Annotated in this window: 23 protein-coding genes; 12 read left to right on the top strand and 11 right to left on the bottom strand. The window is 72.9% G+C overall.

Annotation, left to right across the window (positions count from 1 at the left end; genetic code table 11):
* Positions 1-254: 254 nt before the first annotated feature.
* Complete coding sequence (locus tag D0Y53_RS11405; RefSeq protein ID WP_117203447.1) at positions 255-2,156, bottom strand: winged helix-turn-helix domain-containing protein; 1,902 nt, start codon at positions 2,154-2,156, stop codon at positions 255-257.
* Between the two features lie 151 nt (positions 2,157-2,307).
* On the opposite strand from D0Y53_RS11405, the gene D0Y53_RS11400 reads away from it, so the two are divergent.
* The 8 genes from D0Y53_RS11400 to D0Y53_RS11365 all read left to right on the top strand — a co-directional run bounded on the left by D0Y53_RS11400 (position 2,308) and on the right by D0Y53_RS11365 (position 9,274).
* Positions 2,308-2,832: a hypothetical protein gene (locus tag D0Y53_RS11400; RefSeq protein WP_117203446.1), complete on the top strand. Its 525-nt coding sequence runs from the start codon at positions 2,308-2,310 to the stop codon at positions 2,830-2,832.
* Positions 2,833-2,983: 151 nt separating this feature from the next.
* Positions 2,984-4,435 carry a Do family serine endopeptidase gene (locus D0Y53_RS11395; protein WP_117203445.1) on the top strand — a complete coding sequence of 484 codons (1,452 nt, stop codon included), beginning with the start codon at positions 2,984-2,986 and terminating at the stop codon, positions 4,433-4,435.
* 73 nt (positions 4,436-4,508) lie between these two features.
* Entirely contained in the window at positions 4,509-4,871 is a 363-nt protein-coding gene (locus tag D0Y53_RS11390; RefSeq protein WP_117203444.1) for a hypothetical protein, read from the top strand.
* Between the two features lie 8 nt (positions 4,872-4,879).
* Positions 4,880-5,491 (top strand): phage holin family protein, encoded by a 612-nt coding sequence (locus D0Y53_RS12975; protein WP_199492056.1) that lies wholly within the window; start codon positions 4,880-4,882, stop codon positions 5,489-5,491.
* 37 nt (positions 5,492-5,528) lie between these two features.
* A complete protein-coding gene (locus D0Y53_RS11380) occupies positions 5,529-5,957 on the top strand; it encodes a hypothetical protein (RefSeq protein WP_117203443.1) in 429 nt (142 codons plus the stop codon).
* Positions 5,954-7,060, top strand: coding sequence for an AI-2E family transporter (locus D0Y53_RS11375; protein ID WP_117203442.1), 1,107 nt, complete (start codon positions 5,954-5,956; stop codon positions 7,058-7,060). Before D0Y53_RS11380 ends, D0Y53_RS11375 begins: the two co-directional genes overlap by 4 nt.
* A gap of 109 nt (positions 7,061-7,169) precedes the next feature.
* Positions 7,170-7,901, top strand: coding sequence for an HAD family hydrolase (locus tag D0Y53_RS11370; RefSeq protein WP_117203441.1), 732 nt, complete (start codon positions 7,170-7,172; stop codon positions 7,899-7,901).
* Positions 7,898-9,274 carry a leucyl aminopeptidase family protein gene (locus tag D0Y53_RS11365; RefSeq protein WP_117203440.1) on the top strand — a complete coding sequence of 459 codons (1,377 nt, stop codon included), beginning with the start codon at positions 7,898-7,900 and terminating at the stop codon, positions 9,272-9,274. The genes D0Y53_RS11370 and D0Y53_RS11365 overlap by 4 nt, the downstream gene beginning before the upstream one ends.
* A gap of 43 nt (positions 9,275-9,317) precedes the next feature.
* On the opposite strand, the gene D0Y53_RS11360 is transcribed toward D0Y53_RS11365, so the two are convergent.
* The 4 genes from D0Y53_RS11360 to D0Y53_RS11345 are packed head-to-tail and all read right to left on the bottom strand — an operon-like array spanning position 9,318 to position 12,839.
* Positions 9,318-9,920, bottom strand: a complete 603-nt coding sequence (locus D0Y53_RS11360) for a response regulator transcription factor (protein ID WP_117203439.1) — start codon at positions 9,918-9,920, stop codon at positions 9,318-9,320.
* Positions 9,917-11,110 (bottom strand): sensor histidine kinase, encoded by a 1,194-nt coding sequence (locus tag D0Y53_RS11355; protein WP_117203438.1) that lies wholly within the window; start codon positions 11,108-11,110, stop codon positions 9,917-9,919. The genes D0Y53_RS11360 and D0Y53_RS11355 overlap by 4 nt, the downstream gene beginning before the upstream one ends.
* 14 nt (positions 11,111-11,124) lie before the next feature.
* Positions 11,125-11,898 (bottom strand): ABC transporter permease, encoded by a 774-nt coding sequence (locus D0Y53_RS11350; protein ID WP_233511765.1) that lies wholly within the window; start codon positions 11,896-11,898, stop codon positions 11,125-11,127.
* Positions 11,898-12,839, bottom strand: a complete 942-nt coding sequence (locus D0Y53_RS11345; RefSeq protein WP_117203437.1) for an ABC transporter ATP-binding protein — start codon at positions 12,837-12,839, stop codon at positions 11,898-11,900. Before D0Y53_RS11345 ends, D0Y53_RS11350 begins: the two co-directional genes overlap by 1 nt.
* 193 nt (positions 12,840-13,032) lie before the next feature.
* On the opposite strand from D0Y53_RS11345, the gene D0Y53_RS11340 reads away from it, so the two are divergent.
* The 4 genes from D0Y53_RS11340 to D0Y53_RS11325 all read left to right on the top strand — a co-directional run bounded on the left by D0Y53_RS11340 (position 13,033) and on the right by D0Y53_RS11325 (position 17,685).
* Entirely contained in the window at positions 13,033-14,301 is a 1,269-nt protein-coding gene (locus D0Y53_RS11340) for an efflux RND transporter periplasmic adaptor subunit (protein ID WP_117203436.1), read from the top strand.
* 76 nt (positions 14,302-14,377) lie between these two features.
* On the top strand, positions 14,378-15,064 hold the full coding sequence (locus D0Y53_RS11335) for an ABC transporter ATP-binding protein (RefSeq protein WP_117203435.1): 687 nt from the start codon (positions 14,378-14,380) through the stop codon (positions 15,062-15,064).
* 46 nt (positions 15,065-15,110) lie between these two features.
* Complete coding sequence (locus D0Y53_RS11330) at positions 15,111-16,268, top strand: ABC transporter permease (protein WP_117203434.1); 1,158 nt, start codon at positions 15,111-15,113, stop codon at positions 16,266-16,268.
* A gap of 100 nt (positions 16,269-16,368) precedes the next feature.
* Entirely contained in the window at positions 16,369-17,685 is a 1,317-nt protein-coding gene (locus tag D0Y53_RS11325) for an ABC transporter permease (RefSeq protein WP_117203433.1), read from the top strand.
* 39 nt (positions 17,686-17,724) lie between these two features.
* Here the strand turns inward: D0Y53_RS11325 and rarD are convergent, their stop codons facing one another.
* From rarD to D0Y53_RS11295, 6 genes are all read right to left on the bottom strand, one after another.
* Positions 17,725-18,645, bottom strand: coding sequence for an EamA family transporter RarD (gene rarD / locus D0Y53_RS11320; RefSeq protein WP_233511764.1), 921 nt, complete (start codon positions 18,643-18,645; stop codon positions 17,725-17,727).
* Positions 18,642-19,571, bottom strand: coding sequence for a drug/metabolite exporter YedA (gene yedA, locus D0Y53_RS11315; protein WP_117203432.1), 930 nt, complete (start codon positions 19,569-19,571; stop codon positions 18,642-18,644). Before yedA ends, rarD begins: the two co-directional genes overlap by 4 nt.
* 111 nt (positions 19,572-19,682) lie before the next feature.
* Positions 19,683-20,555 carry a bifunctional transcriptional activator/DNA repair enzyme AdaA gene (locus tag D0Y53_RS13225; protein WP_117203431.1) on the bottom strand — a complete coding sequence of 291 codons (873 nt, stop codon included), beginning with the start codon at positions 20,553-20,555 and terminating at the stop codon, positions 19,683-19,685.
* Between the two features lie 674 nt (positions 20,556-21,229).
* Positions 21,230-23,416, bottom strand: coding sequence for a carboxy terminal-processing peptidase (locus D0Y53_RS11305; RefSeq protein WP_117203430.1), 2,187 nt, complete (start codon positions 23,414-23,416; stop codon positions 21,230-21,232).
* A gap of 189 nt (positions 23,417-23,605) precedes the next feature.
* Positions 23,606-24,289, bottom strand: a complete 684-nt coding sequence (gene lipB / locus D0Y53_RS11300) for a lipoyl(octanoyl) transferase LipB (RefSeq protein WP_117203429.1) — start codon at positions 24,287-24,289, stop codon at positions 23,606-23,608.
* A gap of 1 nt (position 24,290) precedes the next feature.
* Positions 24,291-24,569 carry a DUF493 family protein gene (locus D0Y53_RS11295; protein ID WP_117203428.1) on the bottom strand — a complete coding sequence of 93 codons (279 nt, stop codon included), beginning with the start codon at positions 24,567-24,569 and terminating at the stop codon, positions 24,291-24,293.
* Positions 24,570-24,945: the final 376 nt, after the last annotated feature.

Here is a 24,945-nt window from a genome sequence, read left to right as displayed (position 1 = left end):
ACCCCCGTCGGCGTGTTTCCAGGCCGGTACCGGCCCCTTGTCGCCTGCCGATGCCAACCCCAGCACTGGGCCCGGCCTGCTCCGCACACCCCAAGATGTTGTGGCGACGCAGGGGGTCACGCTATCCGGGGCCCAACCCGGTGTCAACCGGATTGAAGTGCATTGCGCCCGCTTGCGCCGATGGGGTAAATGCGCCGACCAAAAACGCAGATGCGGTCACAAAGCGGACGCGCCGGCGCCGGAGCGATACCGGATCAATAGCGGCCGTAGGCGCGGCCGTCCGCCAGCCCCAGGCGCCGCGCCAGCGCCCGGAACCGCGGCTGCGTGCGCAGGTTGTTCCAGCGCGCGTCGATGCCGAGGAACGCCATGCGGATGTCGCGCTCCCGGTAGCCGCGCTCCAGCAGGTCCAGGGCGGCCTCGGTGTGGCCCAGCGCGTTCTCGACCGCGGCCAGGCTGGTGGCCGGGACGTAGCCGGCGGCGTCGCGCGCCTGCAGTTCGCGCAGGATCGCCTGCGCTTGCGCGCGGCGGCCGTTCGCCACTTCGGCGACCGCCAGCAATGCCAGCACCTGGCTGGCGCGCCCGGAACGCGCGGCCGCGCGCTGCCAGTCGGCGTGCGCGGCGGCGACGTCGCCCCGATCCAGGGCGATGCCGCCGCGCACCAGCAAGGCCACCCAGAACTCCGGCTGCAGTTCGAGCGCCCGCTGCAGCGGCGCGCGCGCCGCGCCGGGTTGCCGCGCGGCGGTGAGGAAGCCGCCGGTGAGCGCGTTGATCATCGGCGACAGCGGATCCAGTTCGCGCGCCTGCCGCGCCTGCGCCAGGCCTTCCTCGAAACGGCCCAGGTCGATCAGCAGATGCGCGTAGCCGAAATGCGCTTCGGCCGAGGCCGGGTCGAGCTCGATCGCGCGCTTGAGCGAGGCCTCGGCGCCGGCCCAATCCCAGTCGTACAGGTGTTGGTTGCGGCCTTGCGCCAGCAGCGCGTCGGCCGAGTCCGGGTCGATCGCCAGCGCCTGCGCGGTCGCGGCCTTGGCCAGGGCGAACATCTCGCGCGGGTCCAGATCGGTGTGCGCCAGGCCGCGGTAGGCCAGCGCCATGTCGGCGTAGGCGCGGGTGCACGCGGTGTCCAGGTCGATGGCGCGGCGGAAGGCGGCCAGCGCCGCCGACAGGTTCTCGCGGCTGGGGCGATACAGCAGGTAATGCCCGCGCAGCCAGGCCCGGTAAGCCTGCGGGTCCTGCCCGTCGCAGGCGCTGCGCGTCCGTGCCGGCGGCGGCAGCGGCGGCAGCGCCAGGGCGCGGGCCAGCGCTCCCGCCATGCGGTCCTGCAGGGTGAACACGCGGTCGATGCGGGTGTCGAAGGTGTCGGCCCACACGGTCGCGCCATCGGCCACCGCCAGCAGCCGCGCGTTGACCCGCACCAGGTCGCCGACGCGCTGGGTGGAGCCGGCGACGACATAGGTCGCGCCGAGTTGGCGCCCCGCCGCCAGCGCGTCGGGCTGGGTCGCGGCCAGGCGCTGGGTCGCGGCCAGCGGCCGCACGCGCAGCGCGCCGGCGCGTTGCAGGCGCGTGGCCAGGGTTTCGGCGAGGCCGAGTTCCAGCAGGTCGTCGCGCGGGCCGGCGGAGAGGGAGCGGAACGGGAGCACGGCCAGGGTGGTCGCCGGCCCCGCACCCGGATGCGCACGCGCCGGCTCCTCGCGGCGCCAGGCGACGATCGCGAACAGCGCCACGCCGAACAGCAGGGCGCCCAGCACGATGGCGCGACGCATGCCCGCCGGTCGCGTCGCGGCCGCCGCCGGCCCGGCAGCGGGGCCGGCGGTTGCGTCGTCCGCGTCGCCCGCGCCTTCGGCGACCTCGGCCGCGAAGCGGTAGCCGCGCCCCGGCACGGTGACGATGCAGCGCTGCCCGCCGGCTTCGCCGAGCGCGCGCCGCAGCGCGGAGACCGCCTGGGTGAGGTTGTTCTCCTCCACCACGCGGCCGGCCCAGACCGTCGCCAGCAGCTCGTCCTTGCCGACCACCCGGTCGCGGTGGGCAAGCAGGCAGCACAGGGTGTCGAACGCCTTCGCGGTGAGGTGCACGGGCGTGCCGCCGGGGCCGCGCAGCTCGCGGGTGCGGGTATCGAGCAGGAACCCGGCGAAGCGGTAGTGGCGCGGGGCGTCCGGCATGGCTCCTGGGGGCGAAGGCGGTACGCGACCACCGCATTTCAGCAAATTTCAGCCGGTTTCAGCGGATTTTTCAGGACTTCCCGGCCAGCGCCGGCCAAGCATACGCGTACGCCACGCCATGGGGGCATGGCGATCACCCAGGAGCCGCACCATGAAACTGCATCCCCTCGTGCTTGCCTTCGCGCTCTCGCCGCTGTCGCTCGCCGCCTTTCCGGCCGCGGCGGTGGACCTCGTCCACCACGGCGCCATGCAGATGCCGGCCAACCGCATCGTCGGCCTGTGGCATGCGGTCGGCGCCGTCGGCCCCTGCGGCGGCACGCCGTCGGGCGGCATCCAGGCCAATGTCGTCTTCAATGCCGGCGGCACCCTGTCGGAGACCAACACCATGCCGCTGGCGGGCATCCCCAACCTGCACGGCATCAGCGGCCTGCACACCCGCGGACCGGGCTTCGGCACCTGGTCCTACAACCCGCTCACGAACTCGTACACGATCGACTTCCGCTTCTTCTGGTTCGTCAACGGCTACTACCACGGCTACCAGAGCATCCACCGCGAGGGCGTGACCCTCAGCGCCGACGGCCTGGAGCTGTCCGGCCCGATCCGCGCCGCGCGCTACCTGGCCAACGACAGCAAGTACATGGACTTCTGCGGCTCGGAGACGTCCGAGCGGCTGTAGCCCCGCACGCCGGATGTGCGCGAAAGGCCCGGGCATGCCCCGGGCTTTTTCGTGGCCGCGCGCGCCGGCGCGGCGCGGCCCGACCGCCCCGCCGGCAGCCGGTGCGGCGGCCTTCATCCCCGGTTCGCGGTTTGACGGCAAACTAAACGGCATGAACGCCTCCACCCGCACCCTGCTCGCCCTGACCCTGGCCGCCGCCTTCGGCGGCTTCGCCGCCACCGCGGTGCACGAAGGCATGCGCGCGCCGGCGCTGGCCGCGGACGCCGCGGCCGCGGCGCCCGCCGCGGTGCCCGCGGCCGCGGCCCTGCCCAGCGCGGTCGCCGGCACCCCGCTGCCGTCGCTGGCGCCGATGCTCAAGCGGGTGCTGCCGGCGGTGGTCAGCGTGCACAGCCAGCAGCGCGTGCGGATCAGCAACCCCTTCGCCAACGATCCCTTCTTCCGCCGCATGTTCCCCAACATCCCGCAGGAGCGGATCAACCAGTCGCTGGGCTCGGGCGTGATCGTCGATGCGCAGCGCGGGCTGGTGCTGACCAACCACCACGTGATCGAGGGCGCCGACGAGGTCTCGGTGACGCTGGCCGACGGGCGCACGCTGCAGGCCGAGTTCGTCGGCTCCGACCCCGACACCGACGTCGCCCTGATGCGCATCCCGGTGCCCAAGGACACGCCGCTGACCGCGATCCCGCTGGCCGACAGCAGCCGGCTGCAGGTCGGCGACTTCGTGGTCGCGGTCGGCAATCCGTTCGGTATCGGCCAGACCGTGACCAGCGGCATCGTCTCGGCGGTCGGCCGCAGCGGCCTGCAGGGGCTGGGCTACCAGAACTTCATCCAGACCGACGCCTCGATCAACCCCGGCAACTCCGGCGGCGCGCTGGTCAACCTCGACGGCCAGCTGGTCGGCATCAACACCGCCAGCTTCAATCCGCGCGGTTCGATGGCCGGCAACATCGGCCTGGGCTTCGCGATCCCGTCCAACCTCGCCGGCGACGTCATGCGCCAGCTGCTGGCCACCGGCGAGGTGCACCGCGGCAGCCTCGGCATCGACACCCAGGACGTGGACGCGCGGATCGCCGGCGGCCTCGGCCTGGACGCGGCGCGCGGCGCGGTGGTGACCCGGGTGTATCCGCAGTCGGCCGCGGCCGCGGCGGGGCTGCAGGTGGGCGACGTGATCCTCGCCGCCAACGGCCAGCGCATCGACGACCGCGACACCCTGCGCAACTTCGAAGGCCTGCAGGCCGTGGGCAGCCAGGTGACGCTGGACCTGCGCCGCGACGGCCGGCCGCTGCAGCTGACCGCGACCCTGCGCGAGCAGCCGCGCTCGGTGACCGGCGCCACTCTGGACCCGCGTTTGTCCGGGGCGAGCTTCGCCGAGTTGCCGGCCAGCGCGCGCCAGGCCGGCATCGGCGGCGTGCTGGTGGAAAGCGTCGCCCGCGGCAGCCGCGCCGCCGACAACGGCCTGCGCCAGGGCGATGTCGTGATCGCCGCCAACAGCGGCCGCTTCGACGACCTGTCCGGCTTTCGCCTGAGTTTTTCCCGACAGCCGCCGCAGCTGGTGCTGCGGATCGTGCGCGGCAACGCCCAGGGCGACCTGCTGATGCAATGACGCCGCGCCGGACGCGCGGCCTTTCCGTCCCGGCGCATGCCGCGCCGCGACGAACCCACCGAGGAGAGCGACGATGAGCCCCAACGCCACCGACAGCCTGAAGACCAACCTGGGCGAAGCCGGCAGCCACCTCAAGCAGGCCGCCGGTTACGCCGGCGAAGCGATCAAGGGCGCGGCCGGCGCCGCCGGCGACGAGGTGCGCCTGGGCAAGGCCCAGGTGAAGTCGGAACTGGCCGACAGCGCGCTCGCCGGGCTGGCCGCGGTCGAACAGGCCGGCGCCGCCAGCCGCGAACAGGTCGACGCGCTGATGGACAAGGGCCGCGACCTGCTGGAGAGCGCCTCGGACCTGATCCGCGAGCGCCCGCTGGCGTCCTTCGGCGTGGCCTTCGCCGCCGGCTGGATCATCGCCAAGCTCGCGCGCGGCGGCGACAAGTAGCCGACGCGATGAGCGCAACCGGGGGCGCGCGCACCGACGGCGACGCCCGGCAGGACGCTGCCGACCCGCCGCACGGCGCGCAGGCGCACGCCGACGCCGCGGCGCACGAGCGCGCCGCCGCGGGCATCGCCGAGGCGCTGCGCGAACTGGGTGCCGGCGGCCGCGCCACGCTCGAGGCCGGCCGCGACGCCGGCAAGGCGCTGCGCATCCTGCTGGCGGCGGACATCTCGCTGGCACGCAGCGCCTTCGGCCGCACGCTGGCGTTCACCGCGGTGGCGATCGCCTTCGGCGCCTCGGCCTGGCTGCTGCTGATGGCCACGCTGGTGGTGGGGCTGAGCCGCGGCCTGGGCTGGTCGTGGCCGCTGGCGCTGCTGGCGACGGCGGGCTTGAGCGTGGCGGTCACCGTCGCCGCGGCGTGGAGGGCGTTGCGCTACTTCGAGCACACCCGGCTGCAGGCGACGCGGCGGCAACTGGCGCGGCTGGGGATCGGCGAGCTGTCCGGGCTGATGCCCGCGGCCGGCAGCGGCGCCAGCAGCGCCGAGGCCGCGCAGCAGGTCGCCGCCGCCGGCGACGGCACGCCGCTGAAGAAAGGCCTGGGCGTGGACATCACTCCGCCGTGACCCGGGCATCCCCGCACGGCGAGGCAAGGGACGGAACATGGGCTTCGATGCGCTGATCCAGAAAGTGACCCAGGCCGAGGCCGCGCTGGAGGCGCAGGAACGCCGGACCGCGGCCGACTGGCGCCAGCTGCGGGCGTCCTGGCGCCAGGCGTGGACGCCGGGGCGGATCGTGATCGCGGGCCTGGTGTCGGGATTCGTGGTCGGCCGGGTCGAGCTGCCGCGCAACGCGACCGGCGGCGGCACGCTGCAGCTGCTGAGCGCACTGGCCGGCCTGTTCGCCGGCGGCAGCGCGCAGGCCGCGGCCGGGGAGGCGGCCGCCACCGCGCAGCAGGCCGCCGCCGCCACCGCCGACGCGGCCGGGACCGAGCCCGGGCCCACACCTGCCGCCGCAGCCGCACCCGCCACCGCGCCCGAGCTCACGCCCGAAGCCACCCAGGACCTCTACCGGCACGCGGGCCTGCCATGAGCGGCGCCGCCGGCGGTCCCGTCCCCGCCGCCGCGCCGGCACCGCGGCCGCCGCTGCCGCCGCGCCCGCGGGCGTCGACCGCGCTGCTGCTGCTGGCCACGCTCGCGGTCGGCGCCAGCCTGTGGGCGGCGCGCGGGCTGCTGCTGCCGGTGCTGCTGGCGATGTTCTTCGCCCTGGTCGGCAATCCGATCATCCGCGTGCTGCAGCGCCTGTACGTGCCGCGCTTCGTCAGTGCGCTGCTGGTGCTGGCGCTGGGCATCGCCGGCACGATCGCGCTGGGCCAGCAGCTGGTGGCGCCGGCCGGCGAGTGGGTGCGGCAGGCGCCGCGCGAGATGCGCGACCTGGCGCCCAAGCTGCGGCACCTGGTCAAGCCGGTGCAGGAAGCCAACAAGGCTGCCGAGAACATCGCCCGCGCCGCCGGCGGCGAGAGCAGCGCGCGCCCGGCACCGGTGGTCAAGACCGAAGTCAACGACCCCTACAAGACCCTGACCGCGACCCCGCGCCTGCTCGCCTCGGTGCTGGCGGTGGTGCTGCTGACGTTCTTCTTCATGGTCTACGGCCAGAGCCTGCAGCGCAACGCGCTGGCGCTGCTGCCCGACCGCCAGCAGAAACGGCTGACGGTGGAGATCCTGCAGTCGATCGAGCGCGAGATCTCGCGCTACGTGCTGACCATCAGCATCATCAACGCGCTGGTCGGGCTGGCGCTGGCCGCCGCGCTGTACTGGCTCGGGGTGGCGGCCGACGAGGCGCTGCTGTGGGGCACGATGGCGGCGCTGCTCAACTTCGCGCCCTATGTCGGCCCGCTGATCGGGATCCTGATCATGCTGCTGATGGGCTTCGTCGCCTTCGACGACCCGTGGCGCTCGCTGCTGCCGGCGGCGATCTACCTGGGCCTGCACACGCTGGAAGGCCAGCTCGTCACCCCGATCGTGCTCGGCGCGCGGATGGCGCTGTCGCCGCTGGTGCTGATCCTGGCGCTGATGCTGTTCGGCTGGCTGTGGGGGATCGTCGGCCTGCTGCTGGCGGTGCCGCTGCTGGTGTGCGTGAAGATCGTGCTGGCGAAGATCGAGGGCATGGAGGGGTGGGCGAAACTGCTGGAGTGAACAGCGGTGCCGCCGCGCGCAGCCTGCTTCCGCGGCACGCTGCGGCGCGCGCAAAAACGCCGCGCGGCCTGCCGGCGGGCCGCGCGCGGCGCGGCGATAGAATGGCCGCGTGAGCTTTTCCGTCCGCGCGATCACCCTCGACCTCGACGACACGATCTGGCCGATCGCGCCGGTGATGGCGCGCGCCGAGGCCGCGCTCGGCGCCTGGCTGCAGGCGCACGCGCCACGCACCGCCGCGGCCTTTCCGCTGCAGGCGAGGCGGGCGCTGCGCGACGCGGTCGAAGCCGAACACCCGCACCTGGCGCACGACTTCACCCGCCAGCGCCTGATTTCGCTGCAGCGGATGCTGCAGGCGGCCGGCGACGACCTCGCGCTGGTGCAACCGGCGTTCGATGCCTTCTTCGCCGCGCGCTGCGAGGTCGAGCACTACGCCGACAGCCTCGCTGCGCTGGACCGGCTGGCGGCGCGGGTGCCGCTGGCGGCGCTGAGCAACGGCAACGCCGACCTCGACCGGATCGGGCTGATGCACGTGTTCGCGTTTCAGCTGGGCGCGCGCGAGCACGGCGCGGCCAAGCCGGCGGCGAGCATCTTCCATGCCGCCTGCGAACGCCTGGGCTGTGCGCCCGGCGAGGTGCTGCACGCGGGCGACGACATCGAGATGGACGTGCTCGGCGCGCGCCGCGCGGGCCTGCGCAGTTGCTGGATCAACCGGCCCGACGCCGCCGGCGTGCGGCGCGCGTGGCCCGCGGGCGAAGCGCGCCCGGACCTGGAATTCCCCACCCTCGCCGCGCTGGCCGACTGGCTGGACGCGGCGCCCCACCCCATGCAGGACACCCCATGACCCTTCCGCACGGATTCGTTGCTGCCCCGGGCCAGGCCGCCCGCCCGCTGCATCTGGTCGGCCGCGAGCAGCTGGCCGCATGGCGCGATCGGCAGCCGCGGGAGCTCGGGCCGTGGCTGGACGCGCACCGCTTCGAGGCGGCGGCCGGCAGCGTGCTGGTGCTGCCGGGGGCGGACGGGGTTGGCGGCGCGGTGGTCGGCATCGGCGATGCGCGCGATCCCTACAGCTATGCGCACGCGCCGTTCGCGCTGCCGCAAGGCGACTGGGCGCCCGCCGGCGACCTGGACGTCGAGACGCTGCGCGCCTTGCAGCTCGGCTGGGGCCTGGGCAGCTACCGCTTCACGCGCTACCGCACGCCGCTGCGCGATCCGGCGCGGCTGCTGGTCGACGGGGGGCTGGAGGCGGAGGTGGCCGACGTGCTGGCCGCCTGCCTGCGCGTGCGCGAGCTGGTCAACACGCCGACCGAACACATGGGCCCGGAGCAGCTGCACGCGGTGGTAGAAGGGATCGCCGCGGCGCACGGCGCGGTGTTCGAGGCGGTGGTCGGCGACGCGCTGCTGGCGCAGAACTTCCCCGCGATCCACGCCGTCGGCCGCGCCTCGCACCGCGCGCCGCGGCTGCTGCAGCTGCAGTGGGGCGACCAATCGCACCCGAAGCTGACGCTGGTCGGCAAGGGCGTGTGCTTCGACACCGGCGGCCTGAACCTGAAGGCCGGCGACGGCATGCGCAACATGAAGAAGGACATGGGCGGCGGCGCGCACGCGATCGCCCTGGCCGAGCTGGTGATGGCGCGCAAGCTGCCGGTGCGGCTGACGCTGCTGGTGCCGGCGGTGGAGAACGCGATCGGGCCGCAGGCCTACCGCCCGGGCGAGATCGTGGCCACGCGCAAGGGCGTGTCGGTGGAGATCGACAACACCGACGCCGAAGGCCGCATGGTGCTGTGCGACGCGCTGGCCTATGCCGGCGAATCCTCGCCCGCCCTGCTGCTGGACTTCGCCACGCTCACCGGCGCCGCGCGCATCGCCCTCGGCCCGGACCTGCCGGCGCTGTACGCCAACGACGACGCCGTGGCCGCGGCCTGGCTCGACGCCGGGCTGCAGGTGCGCGACCCGCTGTGGCGGATGCCGCTGTGGCGCCCGTACCTGCGCTATCTGACCAGCCCCGTCGCCGACATCGCCAATTCCGGGCCGTCGAAGATGGCCGGCAGCATCGCCGCCGCGCTGTACCTGGAGCGCTTCGTGCCCGAAGGCCAGCCCTGGGCGCACCTGGACGTCTACGCCTGGAACGACAACGACCGCCCCGGCCATCCCGCCGGCGGCGAGGCGCAGGGCCTGCGCGCGGCGTGGGCGATGCTGAAGGGCCGTTTCGCGTAGGGCCGGCCCATGGCCGGCAAGGACGGCCGATCGCGGATCGACCCTACAGCCAACCCTTCTGCCGCGCGAGCCGGAACGCTTCGATCCGGTTGCCGGCATTGAGCTTGCCGATGGCCTCGCTCAGGTAGTTGCGCACCGTGCCGGCCGACAGGTTGAGCAGCGTCGCGATGTCGCCGGCCGACAGTCCGTCGCCGGCGAGGCGCAGCACCTGGCGCTCGCGGTCGTTGAGCGGGTCGGCCTCCGACCAGGCGTCGATGGCGAGCTGCGGATCGATCGCGCGGCCGCCGTGGCGTACCCGGCGGATCGCGTCGGCCAGCTGTTCGGCCGGCGAGTCCTTCAGCAGGTAGCCGCACACGCCCGCGTCCAATGCGCGGCGCAGGAAGCCGGGGCGCGCGAACGTGGTCAGGATCACCACGCGGATCGGCAACTCGTGCCGCTGCACGCGCTGCGCCAGTTCCAGGCCGGTAAGGCCGGGCATCTCGATGTCGGTGACCAGCACGTCGGGCTTGTGGCGCTGCACCTCGCGCCAGGCGGCCTCGCCGTCCGGCGCGGAGCCGAGCACCTCGATGTCGGATTCCAGCGACAGCAGCGCCGACAGCGCGCCGCGCACCATCGCCTGGTCCTCGGCCAGCAGCACGCGGATCATGCCGGGCGCTCCAGCGCCGCCACCGGCGCGGGCGGCTCCACGGCCGCGACCGTCGCCGGCGCGCTGGCCCCCAGCGGCACCTGCACTTCGACGCAGGTGCCGCCGCGCGGCGGCGACTGCACCTGCAGCTGGCCGCGCAGCGCGCGCACGCGCTCGGCCATGCCGCTCAGGCCGTTGCCGTGCGCCGCCACGCCGCCACGGCCGTTGTCGACGATGCGCATGCACAGGCAGGCCTCGGTGGCCTCGAAGATGACTTCCGCGCGGCTGGCGCCGGCGTGGCGGGCGATGTTGGTCGCCGCCTCGCGCAGCACCAGGGCCAGCGGGCGCTCGAGTTCGCCGGGCAAGGCGGGCGGCGGCGCGTACTCCAGCGCGACGCCGGACGATTCCAGCAGCAGGCGCGCGGCGGCGAGTTCTGCCGCGAGGTCGGCGGCGCGGAACCCGGTGACCGCGCTGCGCACCTCGGCCAGTGCGTGGCGCGCGACCTTCTCGGCCTCGGCGATCTCCAGCCGCGCCGCCGCGGCGTCGCGGTCCAGCAGCTTGCGCGAGAGCTCCAGCTTGAGCGTGATCAGCGACAGCGTGTGCCCCAGCAGGTCGTGCAGGTCGCGGCCGATGCGTTCGCGCTCGGCGGTGGCGGCCAGTCGCCGCACTTCCTCCTGCGACAGCCGCAACGCGGCGTCGCGCACCTCGTTGGAGCGCTCGACGTTGACGATGATGCCGATCACCAGGGTCATCGGCAGCATCCAGGCCAGCACCTGCCACGGGTAGCCGATCCAGGTGGCGAGCAGGGCGAGCGCACCGTTGAGCGCCAGCACCTGGACCAGGTATTTCCACAGCGCCACGCGCGTGCCCACGTGCAGCATCACGCAACCGAACACGAAGTAGCTGAGGCCGGAGGGATACCAGCGCAACAGCGCGAAGCACAGCAGGACCATGCCGATCGCATAGCGCCAGGCCGAACGCCGCGAGGCCAGCAGCGCGCCGGCGTACAGGCCGAGGAACACCGGGTAGGACAGCAGCGTGAACCCCGCCCACGTCCAGTCGTACCCGCTGCCGAACATCGGCGTGATGAACAGCCACGCCGACCACAGCAGGTGGACGGCGTCGTGCCACGGCGATTTGCCGCAGCGCAGCGCATCGGCCACGGCGGAGTCGGGCGCGGGGGCGAACCGGCGGAACAGCGCGACGTCCATGGCGCGATCCTACTTCAGCCGTGGCGCCGCAGCCGGCGCGCCGCGAACCCAAGGCTCGCGATGGAGAACCCGGCCAGAACCAGGACGTGCGGCAGCCGCGCCCCGTCGTCCATGCCGACCGCCGCGAGCGACAGCGCATTGAGGTGGTAGCTCGGCCAGATCGGCGCCAGCCCGCGCAGGAAAGCCGGCATCATCTGCAGTGGGAACCAGAGCCCGGACAGGAAGGCCATCGGCAGGTACAGCAGGTTGAGCAGGCCCGGCGCGCCCTGGCCGCGGATCAGCGTGCCCACCAGCAGGCCCAGCGCGCAGAACGGCACCACGCCAAGTGCGTCGGTGAGCAGCAACGCACCGATCTGCGACGGGGACAGTGGCACGCCGGCCAGCGACATGGCCATCAGCACCAGCAGCACGCCCACCGCGAGCGCCACCAGCACCGCCATCAGCAACTTGCCCAGCAGGTAGGCGCCCGGCGGCATCGGCATCGCCCGCTTGAGCTGCAGCAAACCGTCGCCGCGCTCCAGCGCCAGCGACACGCCGAAGCCGAACAGGCCCGGCGCCATCACCGCGAAGGTGCTGTAGCTGGCCAGCAGGTAGCGCGCGGCCTGCTGCGCGCCGTCGCCGCGCGCGAGCAGGATCCCGAACATCAGGTAGAACACGGCCGGGAACAGCATGATCGGCAGCAGGAACGCGGGCTCGCGCAGGTAGCGCATCAGCTCGCAACGGGCTTCCTCGGCATAGGCGCGCAGCAGGCGCGCGCGCGGCATCGGCAGGGTGGCGATGGCGTCCATCAGGCGGCCTCCTCGAGCGCGGCTTCGGCACGCGCGGCATCGGCACGCGCGGCATTGGTGATCTCGGTGAAGGCCTCGGCGAGGCCGGCGGCGCGCACCTCCAGCCCGTCCAGGCCGGCATCGGCCGCGAGCAGCCGACGCAGCAGGTCCTCGAGCCGCGCGGTGGCGATCCACAGGTGCCCGCCCTCGATGCCCGCCTCCACGACTTCCGGCCAGGCCGCGGCTTCCTCCGCGCCGACGCGCGAGCGGCAACGCACGCGCTTGATCGCCACCCGCGCGCGCAGCGCGTCCACGCTGCCCTCGCTGACGATGCGCCCGCCGGCCATCACGCAGACGCGGTCGGCCAGCGCCTCGGCCTCCTCCAGGTAATGCGTGGTGAGCACGACGCCGCAGCCTTCGGCGACCAGCTGGCGGATCGCGCGCCACAGCCCCTGCCGCGACTGCAGGTCGAGGCCGACGGTCGGCTCGTCCAGGAACAGCAGCCGCGGGTTGCCGACCAGGGCCAGCGCGAACTGCACGCGACGCTGCTGTCCGCCCGAGAGCTTGCCGTAGCGACGGCGCAGCAGGTCGTCCACGCCGGCGACCACCGCGCAAGCGCCCACCTCGCGCGGCGCCGGGTAATAGCTGGCGCCCTGCCGCAGCAGCTCGCCGACCGTCAGCGTCGGCGGCAGCTGCGCGTCCTGCAGCATCACGCCGATGTGGCGGCGGGCGACGATGTCCTGCGGGTCGCGGCCGAACAGCGCCACCTCGCCCTGGTCCGCGCGCAGCAGGCCCAGCAGCAGCGCGATGGCCGTGGTCTTGCCGGCGCCATTGGGCCCGAGCAGCGCCAGCAGTTCGCCGCCGCGCAGCGACAGCTCCATGCCGCGCAAGGCGTGCACCGCGCCGTACTGCTTGTGCACCCCGCGCAGCGTCGCCAGCGTGCTCCGATCCGATCTGTCCATCACCGCCTCCGCAGGGCGTTCTCCTGGATGGCGGGCAGGATGCCGCCGCGCCGGACGCGGCCACAGTCCGGCGTATCACCCCATTCGCATGACAGGCGTCACCTGACAGGACGGGGCCGCCTGCCTAGGCTGAACGGGTGGAATGGCACCTCCGGGACCCGCACACTAGGGCTTTCCCCAGGCAACAGGACGCATGAACGCTTCGGCCGAACTCCTCAAGGAACTGCGCATCGACCGCAAGGCCCCGCCGCCGCCGCGCAAGGGCCTGTGGCTGGGTGTCGGCGTGGCCGCGCTCGTGGTCCTGCTGCTGGCGCTGGCCGCATGGTGGTGGCTGGGCCGGCCGGGTCCGGTGCAGGTGCGCGCCGAGACGGCCGTGGCGATGGGCGCCGGCGGTGCCGTCGCGGCGTCGGTCCTCGACGCCACCGGTTACGTCGTCGCCCGGCGCATGGCGACGGTGTCGGCGAAGATCACCGGCAAGGTCCGCGAGGTGCTGATCGAGGAAGGCCAGCGCGTGGAGGCCGGCCAGATCATGGCCACGCTCGACCCGATCGACGCCGACGCCCAGCGCGACCTCGCCGCCTCCCAGCTCAGCGCCGCGCGCAGCCAGATCGCCAGCGTGCAGGCGCAGCTGCGCGAGGCGGAAACGAATGCGTCGCGGCTGTCGAACCTGGTCCGGCAGCAACTGGTGTCGCGCGCGCAGTACGACCAGGCGATCGCGCAGCGCGACGCCCTGCGCGCGCAGCTCGCCACTGCGCAACGCAACGCCAACGTCGCCGCCGACCAGCTGCGCATCGCCGAGCACGGCGTCGACAACACCATCGTGCGCGCGCCCTTCGCCGGGGTGGTGGTGGCCAAGGCGGCGCAGCCGGGCGAGGTCGTGTCGCCGCTGTCGGCCGGCGGCGGTTTCACCCGCACCGGCATCGGCACGGTGGTGGACATGGAGTCGCTGGAGATCGAGGTCGACGTCGGCGAGGCCTACATCGGCCGGGTGCAGCCCGACATGCCGGTGGAGGCGGTCCTCAACGCCTATCCCGACTGGAAGATCCCGGCGCACGTGATCGCCATCGTCCCCACCGCCGACCGCGGCAAGGCCACAGTCAAGGTGCGCATCGCGCTGGACGCGCGCGATCCGCGGATCGTGCCGGAGATGGGCGTGCGGGTGAGTTTCCTGGAGAAAGCCCCGCCGCAGTCCGGGCAGCGCAAGCCGGGGGTGCTGGTGCCGGCCGAAGCGATCGTCGAGCGCGAGGGCACGCAGGTCGCGTTCGTCGTCGCCGGCCTGAAGGACGGCGTCGGCCACGCGCAGCGGCGCACGCTGGAACTCGGACGCCCGCTGGGCGAGGATCGCGAGGTGCTGGCCGGCGTCGGCGACGGCGAGACGGTGGTGCTGGCTCCGCCCGAAGGACTGGCCGACGGCGCGCGGGTGAAAGTGCAGCCCGACGCGGCCGACGCCGGCAACGAATGAGCCGCCAACCCCGCGCCGGCGCGGATGGCGGACGAGACGATCGCAACCCCAAGACAGACAGCCACGGAGCAAGCGCATGGCCCTCGTCGGCATCCGCAACCTGCACAAGACCTACCAGCGCGGCCCGGAAAAGGTGGACGTGCTGCACGGCATCGACCTCGACATTGAGCAGGGCGACTTCGTCGCGCTGATGGGGCCGTCGGGCTCGGGCAAGACCACCCTGCTCAACCTGATCGGCGGGCTGGACACGCCGACCGCGGGCGAGATCGAAGTCGGCGGCACCCGCATCGATCGCCTCGGTTCCGGCCAGCTCGCGCACTGGCGCAGCAACAACGTCGGCTTCGTGTTCCAGTTCTACAACCTGATGCCGACCTTGAGCGCGCAGAAGAACGTCGAGCTGCCGCTGCTGCTGACCAACCTGTCGGCGGCGCAGCGCCGGCGCAACGCCGAGATCGCGCTGCAGCTGGTCGGCCTGGCCGATCGCGGCCGGCACCGCCCGGCCGAACTGTCCGGCGGCCAGCAGCAGCGCGTGGCGATCGCGCGCGCGATCGTGTCCGACCCGACCCTGCTGATCTGCGACGAACCCACCGGCGACCTCGACCGCCACTCGGCGGAGGAAATCCTGGGCCTGCTGCAGGAGCTCAACCGCACCCACGGCAAGACCGTCGTGATGGTGACCCACGACCCCAAGGCCGCCGAGTACGCGACCCACATCCTGCACCTCGACAAGGGCCACCTGGTCGAGTCGGTCGCACCGGCGTGAATCGGAACGCCCGCCCGCGCACGGGCAGGCGACGGGAGCTTCCAGCATGAAATACCTGCCCCTGATCTGGGCCGCCCTGTTCCGCAGCAAGACCCGCACCCTGCTGACCCTGTTGTCGGTGGTCGCGGCCTTCCTGCTGTTCGGCATGCTCGACTCGGTGCGCGTCGCCTTCAATTCCGGCGGCAGCGTGGCTGGCGCCAACCGCCTGGTGGTGGCCTCGCGGCTGTCGATCACGCAGATGCTGCCGCTCAGCCTGGACGCGCAGATCAAGTCGGTACCGGGCGTGAAGCGCGCGGCCTACGCGGCCTGGTTCGGCGGCATCTACCGGGATCCGAAGAACTTCTTCCCCAACTTCTCGGTGAGCGAGGACTACCTCGACCTCTATCCCGAGTACCTGCTGGCCGACGCGCAGCGCAAGGCCTTCGACGCCGACCGCACCGGCGCCATCGTCGGCCAGGCGCTGGCCGAGCGCTTCGGCTGGAAGGTCGGCGACACCGTCCCGCTGCAGGCGACGATCTTCCCGCGCCAGGGCAGCAACGACTGGCCGCTGACCGTGCGCGGCATCTTCCGCCTCGCCGATCCCAAGCGCCGCGGCGAGGAGCTGCAGCTGCTGTTCCACTGGACGTACTTCGACGAGGCCAACGACTACGTCAAGGGGCGCGTGGGCTGGTACATCGTGCGGGTGGCGGACCCGTCGGCGTCGGACCGCGTCGCGCAGGCAATCGATGCGCTCAGCGCCAACTCCGACCACGAGACCAAGACCCAGACCGAGCAGGCCTTCAACCAGGCTTTCGCCAAGCAGTTCGCCGACATCGGCCTGATCGTCACCGCGATCATGGGCGCGGTGTTCTTCACCCTGCTGCTGCTGACCGGCAACACCATGGCGCAGGCGGTGCGCGAGCGCATCCCGGAGCTGGCGGTGCTGAAGACCATCGGCTTTTCCAATCGCAGCGTGCTGTGGCTGGTGCTGGCCGAATCGGTGCTGCTGGTGGTGCTCGGCGGTGCGCTCGGGCTGGCGACCGCGGCGGCGCTGATGCCGATGGTGAGCGCCGCCAGCGGCGGCATGCTGCAGCTGCCGACGGTGATGCCGCAGACCTGGGCCGTCGGCCTGGCGCTGATGGTCGCGATCGGCGTGCTGGTCGGCCTGCTGCCGGCGTTGCGCGCGATGCGGCTGAGCATCGTCGATGCGCTGGCCGGGCGCTGACGGTGCGCCGGGGCTGCCTGCGCGCCGCCGCCGCGCGACCTCGGCGAACGCCCGGCGCGCGGCGCCGGACCGGCGCTGGATATTTCGCGGAGAAGCCTGAATGAAGCGTGCGCAGAAGTGGTTCGGCAACGTCGGCGTGGTGCTGGCCCTGGCGGCCGGCCTCGCCGCCTGGATCGCGTTGCCGTGGGCCGGCGTGCTGGCGCTTGCCGGGCTGGTCGCGCTGTGGCTGCCGCTCACCCGCAGCGGCCGGCTGGCGCTGGCCGCGGCGAAGATCGGCATCGCCGGCCTGCCGCAGCGCTGGGGCGCCTCCAGCGTGATCGTGATCGGCATCGCCGGCGTGGTCGGCGTGCTGGTGGCGATGCTGGCGATGGGCGAAGGCTTCAAGGCCACGCTCGACCGCACCGGCAGCGACACCACCGCGATCATCCTGCGCGGCGGTTCGCAGGCGGAAACCAATTCGGTGATCGCCCGCGACCAGGTGCCGCTGATCTCCGCGCTGCCCGGCATCGCGCGCGGCAAGGACGGCCGCCCGCTGGTGTCGCCGGAGCTGTCGCAGGTGGTCAACCTGCCGAGCAAGGCCGACGGCACCGACGCCAACGTGCAGTTCCGCGGCGTCGGCCCGGCGGCGTGGGAGCTGCGGCCCGACCTGGAACTGCTGCAAGGCCGCCGCTTCAACCCCGGCCTGCGCGAGCTCGTGGTCGGCAAGGGCGCGCAGGCGCAGTTCGCCGGGCTCGAGGTCGGCAGGCAGCTGGAGCTCGCCAACCAGCAGTGGACGGTGGTCGGCATGTTCGCCTCCGGCGACGCGCACGAGTCGGAACTGTGGGCGGACGCCGACGTGCTCGGCCCGGCCTACCAGCGCAGCGCGTTCCAGTCGGTGACGGTGAAGCTCGCCGGCAAGGCCGGCTTCAAGCAGCTCAAGGCCGCGCTCGCCGGCGACCCGCGGCTCAAGCTGGACGTGCTGACCACCCATGACTACTACGCCAAGCAGTCCGAGGGCCTGAGCAAGCTGATCCGCATCCTCGGCACGGTGATCGGCACGATCATGGCCATCGGCGCGGTGTTCGGCGCGCTCAACACCATGTACGCCGCGGTCGCCGGCCGCGCGCGCGAGATCGCGACCATGCGCGCGCTCGGCTTCCGCGGCCTGCCGGTGGTGGTGTCGGTGATGCTGGAGACGATGCTGCTGGCGCTGGCCGGCGGCGTGCTCGGCGCGGCGGTCGCGTGGCTGGTGTTCAACGGCTACACGGTGTCCACGCTGGGCAGCAACTTCAGCCAGGTCGTGTTCCAGTTCAGGGTCGGGCCGGAATTGCTGTGGACCGGGCTGAAGTGGGCGCTGGGCATCGGCCTGGTCGGCGGCCTGTTCCCGGCGCTGCGCGCCGCGCGGCTGCCGGTGACGGTCGCGCTGCGCGGGGCGTGAGCGCGGCGCGGGCCGCGCCCGCGGCGGGAACTTGCGGCCTTACCCGGGCAGCGCCGGCGCGGCGCGATTGCGCAGCAGGCCGTCGACGGCGTAGATCGCCAGCGCCACCCAGATGAAGGCGAAGCCGATCGCGCGGTCGCGGTCGAAGGCCTCGCCCAGCACCAGCACCCCGCACAGCAGCTGCAGGGTCGGTGCGATGTACTGCAGCAGCCCGACCAGCGAAAACGGGATGCGCCGCACCGCGTCGGCGAAACCGATCAGCGGCAGCGCGGTGAGCACGCCACCGAACACCAGCAGCGCCGCCGCGCCCCAGCCCCAGGCCGGCACCGCGCCGTGGGCGACGAAGCCGCCGTCGCCGTGGCTCTCGCCCCACAGCAGCAGCGCCAGCGCCGGCAGCACCAGGTACAGGCTCTCCACGCCGAGGCCGCGCACCGGCGGCACCGCGACCAGCTTGCGGATCAGGCCGTAGCTGCCGAACGAAGCGGCCAGCGCCAGCGCGATCCACGGGAAGCTGCCGTAATTGGCGGTCAGCCACAGCACGCCGCCGCTCGCGATCGCCACCGCCGTCCACTGCACCCGGTTGAGCCGCTCGTGCAGCACCGCGACGCCCAGCACCACGTTGAGCAGCGGATTGATGAAGTAGCCCAGGCTGGTCTCGACCACGTGGCCGGCGTTGACCGCCCAGATGTACAGGCCCCAGTTGAACGCGATCAGGGTGCCGCTGAGCGCCAGCATCCAGCCCGCGCGCGGGATCGCCAGGGTCTGCCGCAGCCAGCCGCGGCCGTACTTCCACAGCAGCCAGCCGGCCACCAGCAGCGCGCTCCAGACGATGCGGTGGGCGATGATCTGCAGCGACGGCACCGCTTTCAGCAGGTGCCAGTACAGCGGCATCACGCCCCACAGCACGAACGAGGCGACCGCCACCCACAAGCCGCGGCGGTCGATCCGCGCCGCGCTCACCGCGAAACCCTTGCGCCCGGCGCCCGCGTCTTCGCCGGCATGGCCTTGGCCAGCGTGATCGCAACCACGCCCAGCAGGATCACGCCCATCGCCACGAGTTCCGCAGCGCTGAACCGTTCGTGCGCGAGCCACGCGCCCAGCGCCACCGCGATCGCCGGATTGACGTAGGCATAGCTGCCCGCGAGCACCGGGCGCACGTGGTGCAGCAGCCAGATGTAGGCGCTGAAGGCGACGATCGAACCGAAGCCGGCGAGATAGGCCACCGACAGCATGCCCTTGGGCGTCGGCCATGCGTGCACGCGTTCGCCGATGGCGGCGCCGGCCGCGAGCAGCATCACCCCGCCCAGCAGCATCTGCCCGGCGGCGCCCATGAACGGCGACGGCAGGTCGCGGTCGCGGCTCCAGATCGAGCCGTACGCCCAGGCGATGGTCGCGACCACCAGCGCGACCAGGCCGGTCGTGGACGCGGCCAGGCTGCTGCCCGCATTGAGCCAGACCACGCCCGCGAAGCCGATCGCCAGGCCGACCCACTCCACCCGCGTCGGCCGATCCCCGCGGATCGCGGCAAACACCGCCATCCACAGCGGCGACGACGCCACCGCCACCGCGGCCATGCCCGAGGACACCGTCTGCTCGGCAATGCACACCATGCCGTTGCCGAGCCCGAGCAGCAGCAGCGCCATCACCGCCAGGTTGCGCCATTGCGCGCGCGTGGGCGCCGGCACGCCGCGCAACCGCAACGCGGCGTACATCAGGCCGCCGGCGATCACGAAGCGCACGCCCGCCATCAGCAGCGGCGGCAAGCCGCCTTCCAGCGCGAAGCGGATGGCCAGATAGGTCGAGCCCCAGATCAGGTAGACGGCGGCCATTGCGATGGCAATGGCGACGCCGCCGGGGGCAGCGGCGGGAGCAGCGGGGGAAGGCATGGGCGGGGGACCGGCAGGACGCACGCGGGGCACGCGGCAAGCGCGCAGCGTACGCGATCCCGGCAGCGATGCGCAGCGCCGTTGGTCACGCCTCGCCGGCATCCGCCGGGGTCAGCGCCGTTGCGCGGCCTCGCGTCGCAGCAGCCGCTGTTTCAGCGGCAAGCCCCAGCGGTAGCCGCCGGGCGCGCCATCGCCGCGGATCACGCGGTGGCAGGGCACCACCACCGCGACCCGGTTGCGGGCGCAGGCGCCGGCGACCGCGCGCGCGGCGCGCGGCTGCCCGAGCTGCGCCGCAAGCTCGGCATAGCTGCGGGTCTCGCCCAGCGGGATCTTCATCAGGGCATCCCAGACCTGGGTCTGGAACGCGGTGCCGAGCAGGTCCACGGGGACCTCGGCCTGGCGCCCCGCCAGACGCGCGGCCACCGCCTGCAGGCGCGGGGCGAGGAACTCGTCGCGGCCGGCGTCCACGCGCTGCAATTGCGCACGCGGGAACTCCGCGCGCAGCCGGGCTTCCAGTGCCGCCGCCTCGGTGCCCAGTTCGACCATGCAGATGCCGCGCCGGGTCGTCGCCACCAGCGCGGTGCCGAGCGCGGTCTCGACCAGGCTCCAGCGGATGTCCTCGCCGGCGCCGCCGGCGCGGAACCGCGCCGGGGTCATGCCCAGCCGCGCCGCGCCGTCGCGGTACACGCGCGAGGGCGAGCCGTAGCCGGCGTCGTACAGCGCGGCGCTGACGTCGCGGCCCGCGCGCAGCGCCGTCTTCAATGCGCCGAGCTTGCGCTGGGCCAGGTATTGCGCCGGACTCAGGCCGAAACGCGCGCGGAAGCGGCGCTGCAGGTGGCCGGCGCTGAGGCCGACCGCGGCGGCCAGCTGCGCCAGCGTGGGTTCGCCCGCGTGCAGCAGCGCGCGGGCGCGGTCCAGGCGCGGATCGAGGCCATTGCCGGGTGCGGCCTTGGTGGCTTGTTTGCGGCGGCTGCGCTGGTCCATGACGACACCCTAACGGCGGCGGGCAGCGACCGCTATCCGATTCCTGCGCAAGCGACCCTCAATCCGGTTTTCTCCCAACTGCGGGAGCCTCTGCGAGGGAAGCCGGCGGCCCGGCCTGTGCGGGACACGCCGTGAATACGTCCCTGTAGGCTCCTCGGCGGCATCCCTGCCGCCGACGGTCCCGCACAGGCCGGGCCACCGGCTTCCGGCAAGTGAGTCGGCGTGCGTGGGAACAACCAGCCGAAGCGACGAACCTCCAGTCTCGCGCAGTCGCCGCCCGGCGGGCTGGGGGTGCGGAGAGTGGACCATGGATGGTCCACGACCCGACTTAAAGACAGGAGGTCGTCAGGAGGGCGCAGCACCCCCAGCCCGTCGGGCGGCGACTCCTGCCGAAGCCGATCTCCCGAGTCCAGGCCATGACTCGACGTCAGGCCAGGCATCACCCGCGCCCAGACTAAAAGACAGGAGGTCGTCAGGAAGGCGCAGCACCCCCCGGCCCGCCGGGCGGCGACTCCGTCCGCAGCCGATCCCGCACCCGACTCGAAGACGGATGACGACGACGCTTCAGGCCTTCCTCGAAGCCACGACGTCACCGGCGGACGCAGCACCCGAGCCGCCGGCTGACGAGAGCGTCCGAAGCCAAGCTCCCGAGGGAGCAGCCCGGCTCCCGGCCCCTACTCCGCCCAGCGCGTCGCCATCCCGGTTTCCGGCAGCACCTGCGCCGACAGCTGCTTGCTGCCGGCGAGCAGGGTGGTGGCGTCGGCGAGGATCGTGGCGGACTCGCGCAGCAGCGGATCGGGCCGGCTCTCGGCCGCCTTCTCGCGTGCGGCGTCGGCGACGATGTCGCGCTCGCCCGCCTGCAGGCCGTCGTCCGAAGCGTCGGCCGCAAGCGGGTCGAGTTGCAGGCCCAGCGCCTTGCGCTGCGCCTGGCGCTGCTGGCGCTTGGCTTCGTCCTTGTCGCGTTCGGCGCGACGCTCGGCCTCGTTGAGCGACACGTATTTCTTCGCCCGCTCCGCGCGGAACTCGGCCACGTCCTGCGACCACCACTGGAATTCCTTGTTGCCGGCGATGCGCGCGTCGTGCAGCGCATCGAGCTTGGCCAGCAGCGGGGTGAAGTTGCCGTAGCGGGTGTGCGGCACGGCCGCGATCCGGGTCCACGGCAGCGCGTTGTCGTAGGTGCTCTCGCCGAATTCGCTGGCGTCGACCGAGGCCGGGAAGCGGATGTCGGGCACCACGCCCTTGTTCTGGGTGCTGCTGCCGCCGGGCAGGAAGAACTGGGCGACGGTCAGCTTGACCTGGCCGAAGCGCGGCGTCTCGTTGGCCGGCCAGCGGTCCAGGTCGACCAGGTTCTGCACCGTGCCCTTGCCGAAGGTGGTCTCGCCGATCACCAGGCCGCGGCCGTAATCCTGGATCGCGCCGGCGAAGATCTCCGAGGCCGAAGCCGAGCCGCGGTTGACCAGCACCGCCAGCGGGCCTTCCCAGGCCACGCCCGGGGCACGGTCGTTCTCGACGCTGACGCGGCCGCCGGATTCGCGCACCTGCACCACCGGGCCCTTGTCGATGAACAGGCCGGTGAGCTCCACCGCTTCGGTCAGCGAACCGCCGCCGTTGTTGCGCAGGTCCATCACCACGCCGTCGACCCTGGCCGCGCGGAACTGCGCCAGCAGCCGCGCCACGTCGCGGGTGGCGGACACGTAGTCGCCGTTGTTGCTGCGGCGGCCGGCGAAGTCCTGGTAGAACCCCGGCAGCTCGATCACGCCGATGCGCTTGGCCGGCATCGCGCCGCGCGCCGGGATGTCGAGGGTCTTGGCCTTGGCCGCCTGCTCGGTGAGGCGGATCTTGTCGCGCACCAGCACCACGCGCACCGGCGTGCTGTCCAGGCCGGCCTCCGGCGGGATGATGTCCAGCCGGACCTTGGTGCCCTTGGGCCCCTTGATCTTCTCCACCACGTCGTCGATGCGCCAGCCGACCACGTCCTCCATCGGCCCGCTGGCACCCTGGCCGACGCCGACGATGCGGTCGCCGGCCTGCAGCCGGTTGCTCTTCATCGCCGGGCCGCCGGGCAGCACCTCGCGGATCACCACCACGTCGTCCTGTTTCTGCAGCTGCGCGCCGATGCCTTCCAGCGACAGCGACATCGACTGGTTGAAACGCTCGGCGCTGCGCGGGTCGAAGTAGTCGGTATGCGGGTCGATCGAGCCGGTGTAGGCGTTGAGGAAGCTGCGGAAGGCATCGGTGCCGTCGAGCTCGGCGACCGCCTTGGCGAAGTTGGCGTAGCGCTTGTCCAAGGTCTTGCGGATCTCCGCCGGCTGCTGGCCGGCGAGCTTGAGCCGCAGCCAGTCGTTGCGCACCGACTGCCGCCACAGCGTGTCGAGCTCGGCGCCGCCGGCCGCCCACGGCGCGTCCTCGCGGTCGTAGTACCAGCGGTCGTTGCCGCTGAAATCGAAGATGTCCTGCTGCAGCAGGTGGCGCGCATAGGCCGAACGCTGCGCCACGCGCTGCTGGTACAGCGCGAACATCGCGTAGGCGGGATCGAGCTTGCCGCTCTTGAGCGCGTCGTCGAGGGTCGTGCGATACGGCGCGAACCTGGCCACGTCCTGCGCGGTGAAGAACATCTTGCCGCCGTCCAGCGCCTCCAGGTAGCGCTTGAAGATGTCCTGCGAGAGCGCGTCGTCGAGCGCCTGCGGACGGTAGGCGTAGCGGCTGTCGGACAGCAGGCCGTACACCAGCCGGGCGGTGGTGGCCTGGTCGGCGCTGGGCCCGGCCGGCAGCGCGCTGCCGGGGTCGCTGCCCGGGGCGCGCGCCAGCAGCGCCAGCGGTGCGATCAGGGCAAGGAGCAGCAAGGCGGGATGGGCTTTCATCGAGGCTCTCACGGCCGCGGGCGGCCGCCGGTGGGGGTGGACTCAGGGTGCGGGCCGGTGAGACCGCCGCACAGTGCCGGAAGTTGCGCCGTCCACTCTAGCGGGATCGCCCGCGGGTCGGGTGAACGGTGGCTGCGCCGGGGACGCCGGCCACCGGCGCCGGGTTCTGGCGGGGCGCCGCTCACGCGCTCAGGCGACTTGCGATGCGGGGGAGGCCCAGGGCGGCGGCGGCGCGGCGCGCAGGCGCAGGCCGAAACCGGTGGCCAGGTGATCCAGCAGCCGCGGCTTGACCGCGTCGAGGCTGGCGGGGCCGCCCAGGTCCAGCATCGCGGTCACCTGCAGCCCGGCGTAACCGCAGGGGTTGATGCGCGCGAATGGCGCCAGGTCCATGGCGATGTTGAAGGCCAGGCCGTGGAAGCTGCAGCCGCGGCGCACGCGGATGCCGAGCGCGGCGATCTTGGCGCCGGCGACGTAGACCCCGGGGGCGCCGTCGCGGCGCTGGCCTTCGATGTTCCACTCGGCCAGGGTGTCGATCACCGCCTGTTCGATCCGCCGCACGTACTCGCGCACGCCGAGCTTGAGCCGGCGCAGGTCCAGCAGCGGATACGCCACGATCTGGCCGGGGCCGTGGTAGGTCACCTGGCCGCCGCGGTCCACGTGCAGCACCGGGATGTCGCCGGGCGCCAGCACATGCTCGGGCTTGCCGGCCTGGCCGAGGGTGAACACCGGTTCGTGCTCGACCAGCCACAGCTCGTCGGGGGTGTCGTCGCCGCGCTCGTCGGTGAAACGCTGCATCGCGCGCCACACCGGTTCGTAGGGCTGCCGGCCGAGGTCGCGGACCAGGCCGGCATGCGGCCGCGCTAGGGCGTCCACGTCACAGAGTCCACTTCACTTCCGGATGTTCGCGCAGCACCGCATGGGCGACGTCGTACTGCTCGCGCGACTGCGCGCGGAAGCTCAGCTTGACCGCGACGAACTTGCCGCCGCTGGATTCGCGCGTGGTCACGGTGCCGCGCAGCACCAGCAGCCCGGCGGCTTCCAGCAGCGACGGCACCTGCTCCTCCAGGCCGCTGCCGGCCGCGCCCATCGCGCTGATCTCGAACTCGCCGGGGAACTGGAAGCCGTGCGCGGGGTTGTCGGAATGGATGTCCATCGCTTGATTATGCGACCGCCCCGGCGCGAACCCAAGCCGCATCCGCAGGATCGGATTAAGGAAGCCGCTGGCCCGGCCTGTGCGGGACATGCGGTAATTACATGCTTCAAGTGCGGAAGCTGCTGTGGGTGAAGCTGCGGCCCGGCTTGGGCGGGATACACCGTGAATACATCCTTCAAGTGCGGAAGCTTCCGTGGGGGGAAGCCGGCGGCCCGGCCTGTACGGGACACGCCATGAAGACATCCTTCCAAGTGCAAGTGCGGGAATCTCCGCGGGCGAAGCCGGTGGCCCGGCCTGTGCGGGACACGCCGTGAATACGTCCCTGTAGGCTCCTCGGCGGCATCCATGCCGCCGACGGTCCCGCACAGGCCGGGCC

The organism is Cognatiluteimonas weifangensis (assembly GCF_003416885.1).
GTDB classification, from domain to species: domain Bacteria; phylum Pseudomonadota; class Gammaproteobacteria; order Xanthomonadales; family Xanthomonadaceae; genus Cognatiluteimonas; species Cognatiluteimonas weifangensis.
The sequence above is the reverse complement of the archived record's forward strand: the minus strand, read 5'-3'. Positions and strand labels throughout refer to the sequence as shown.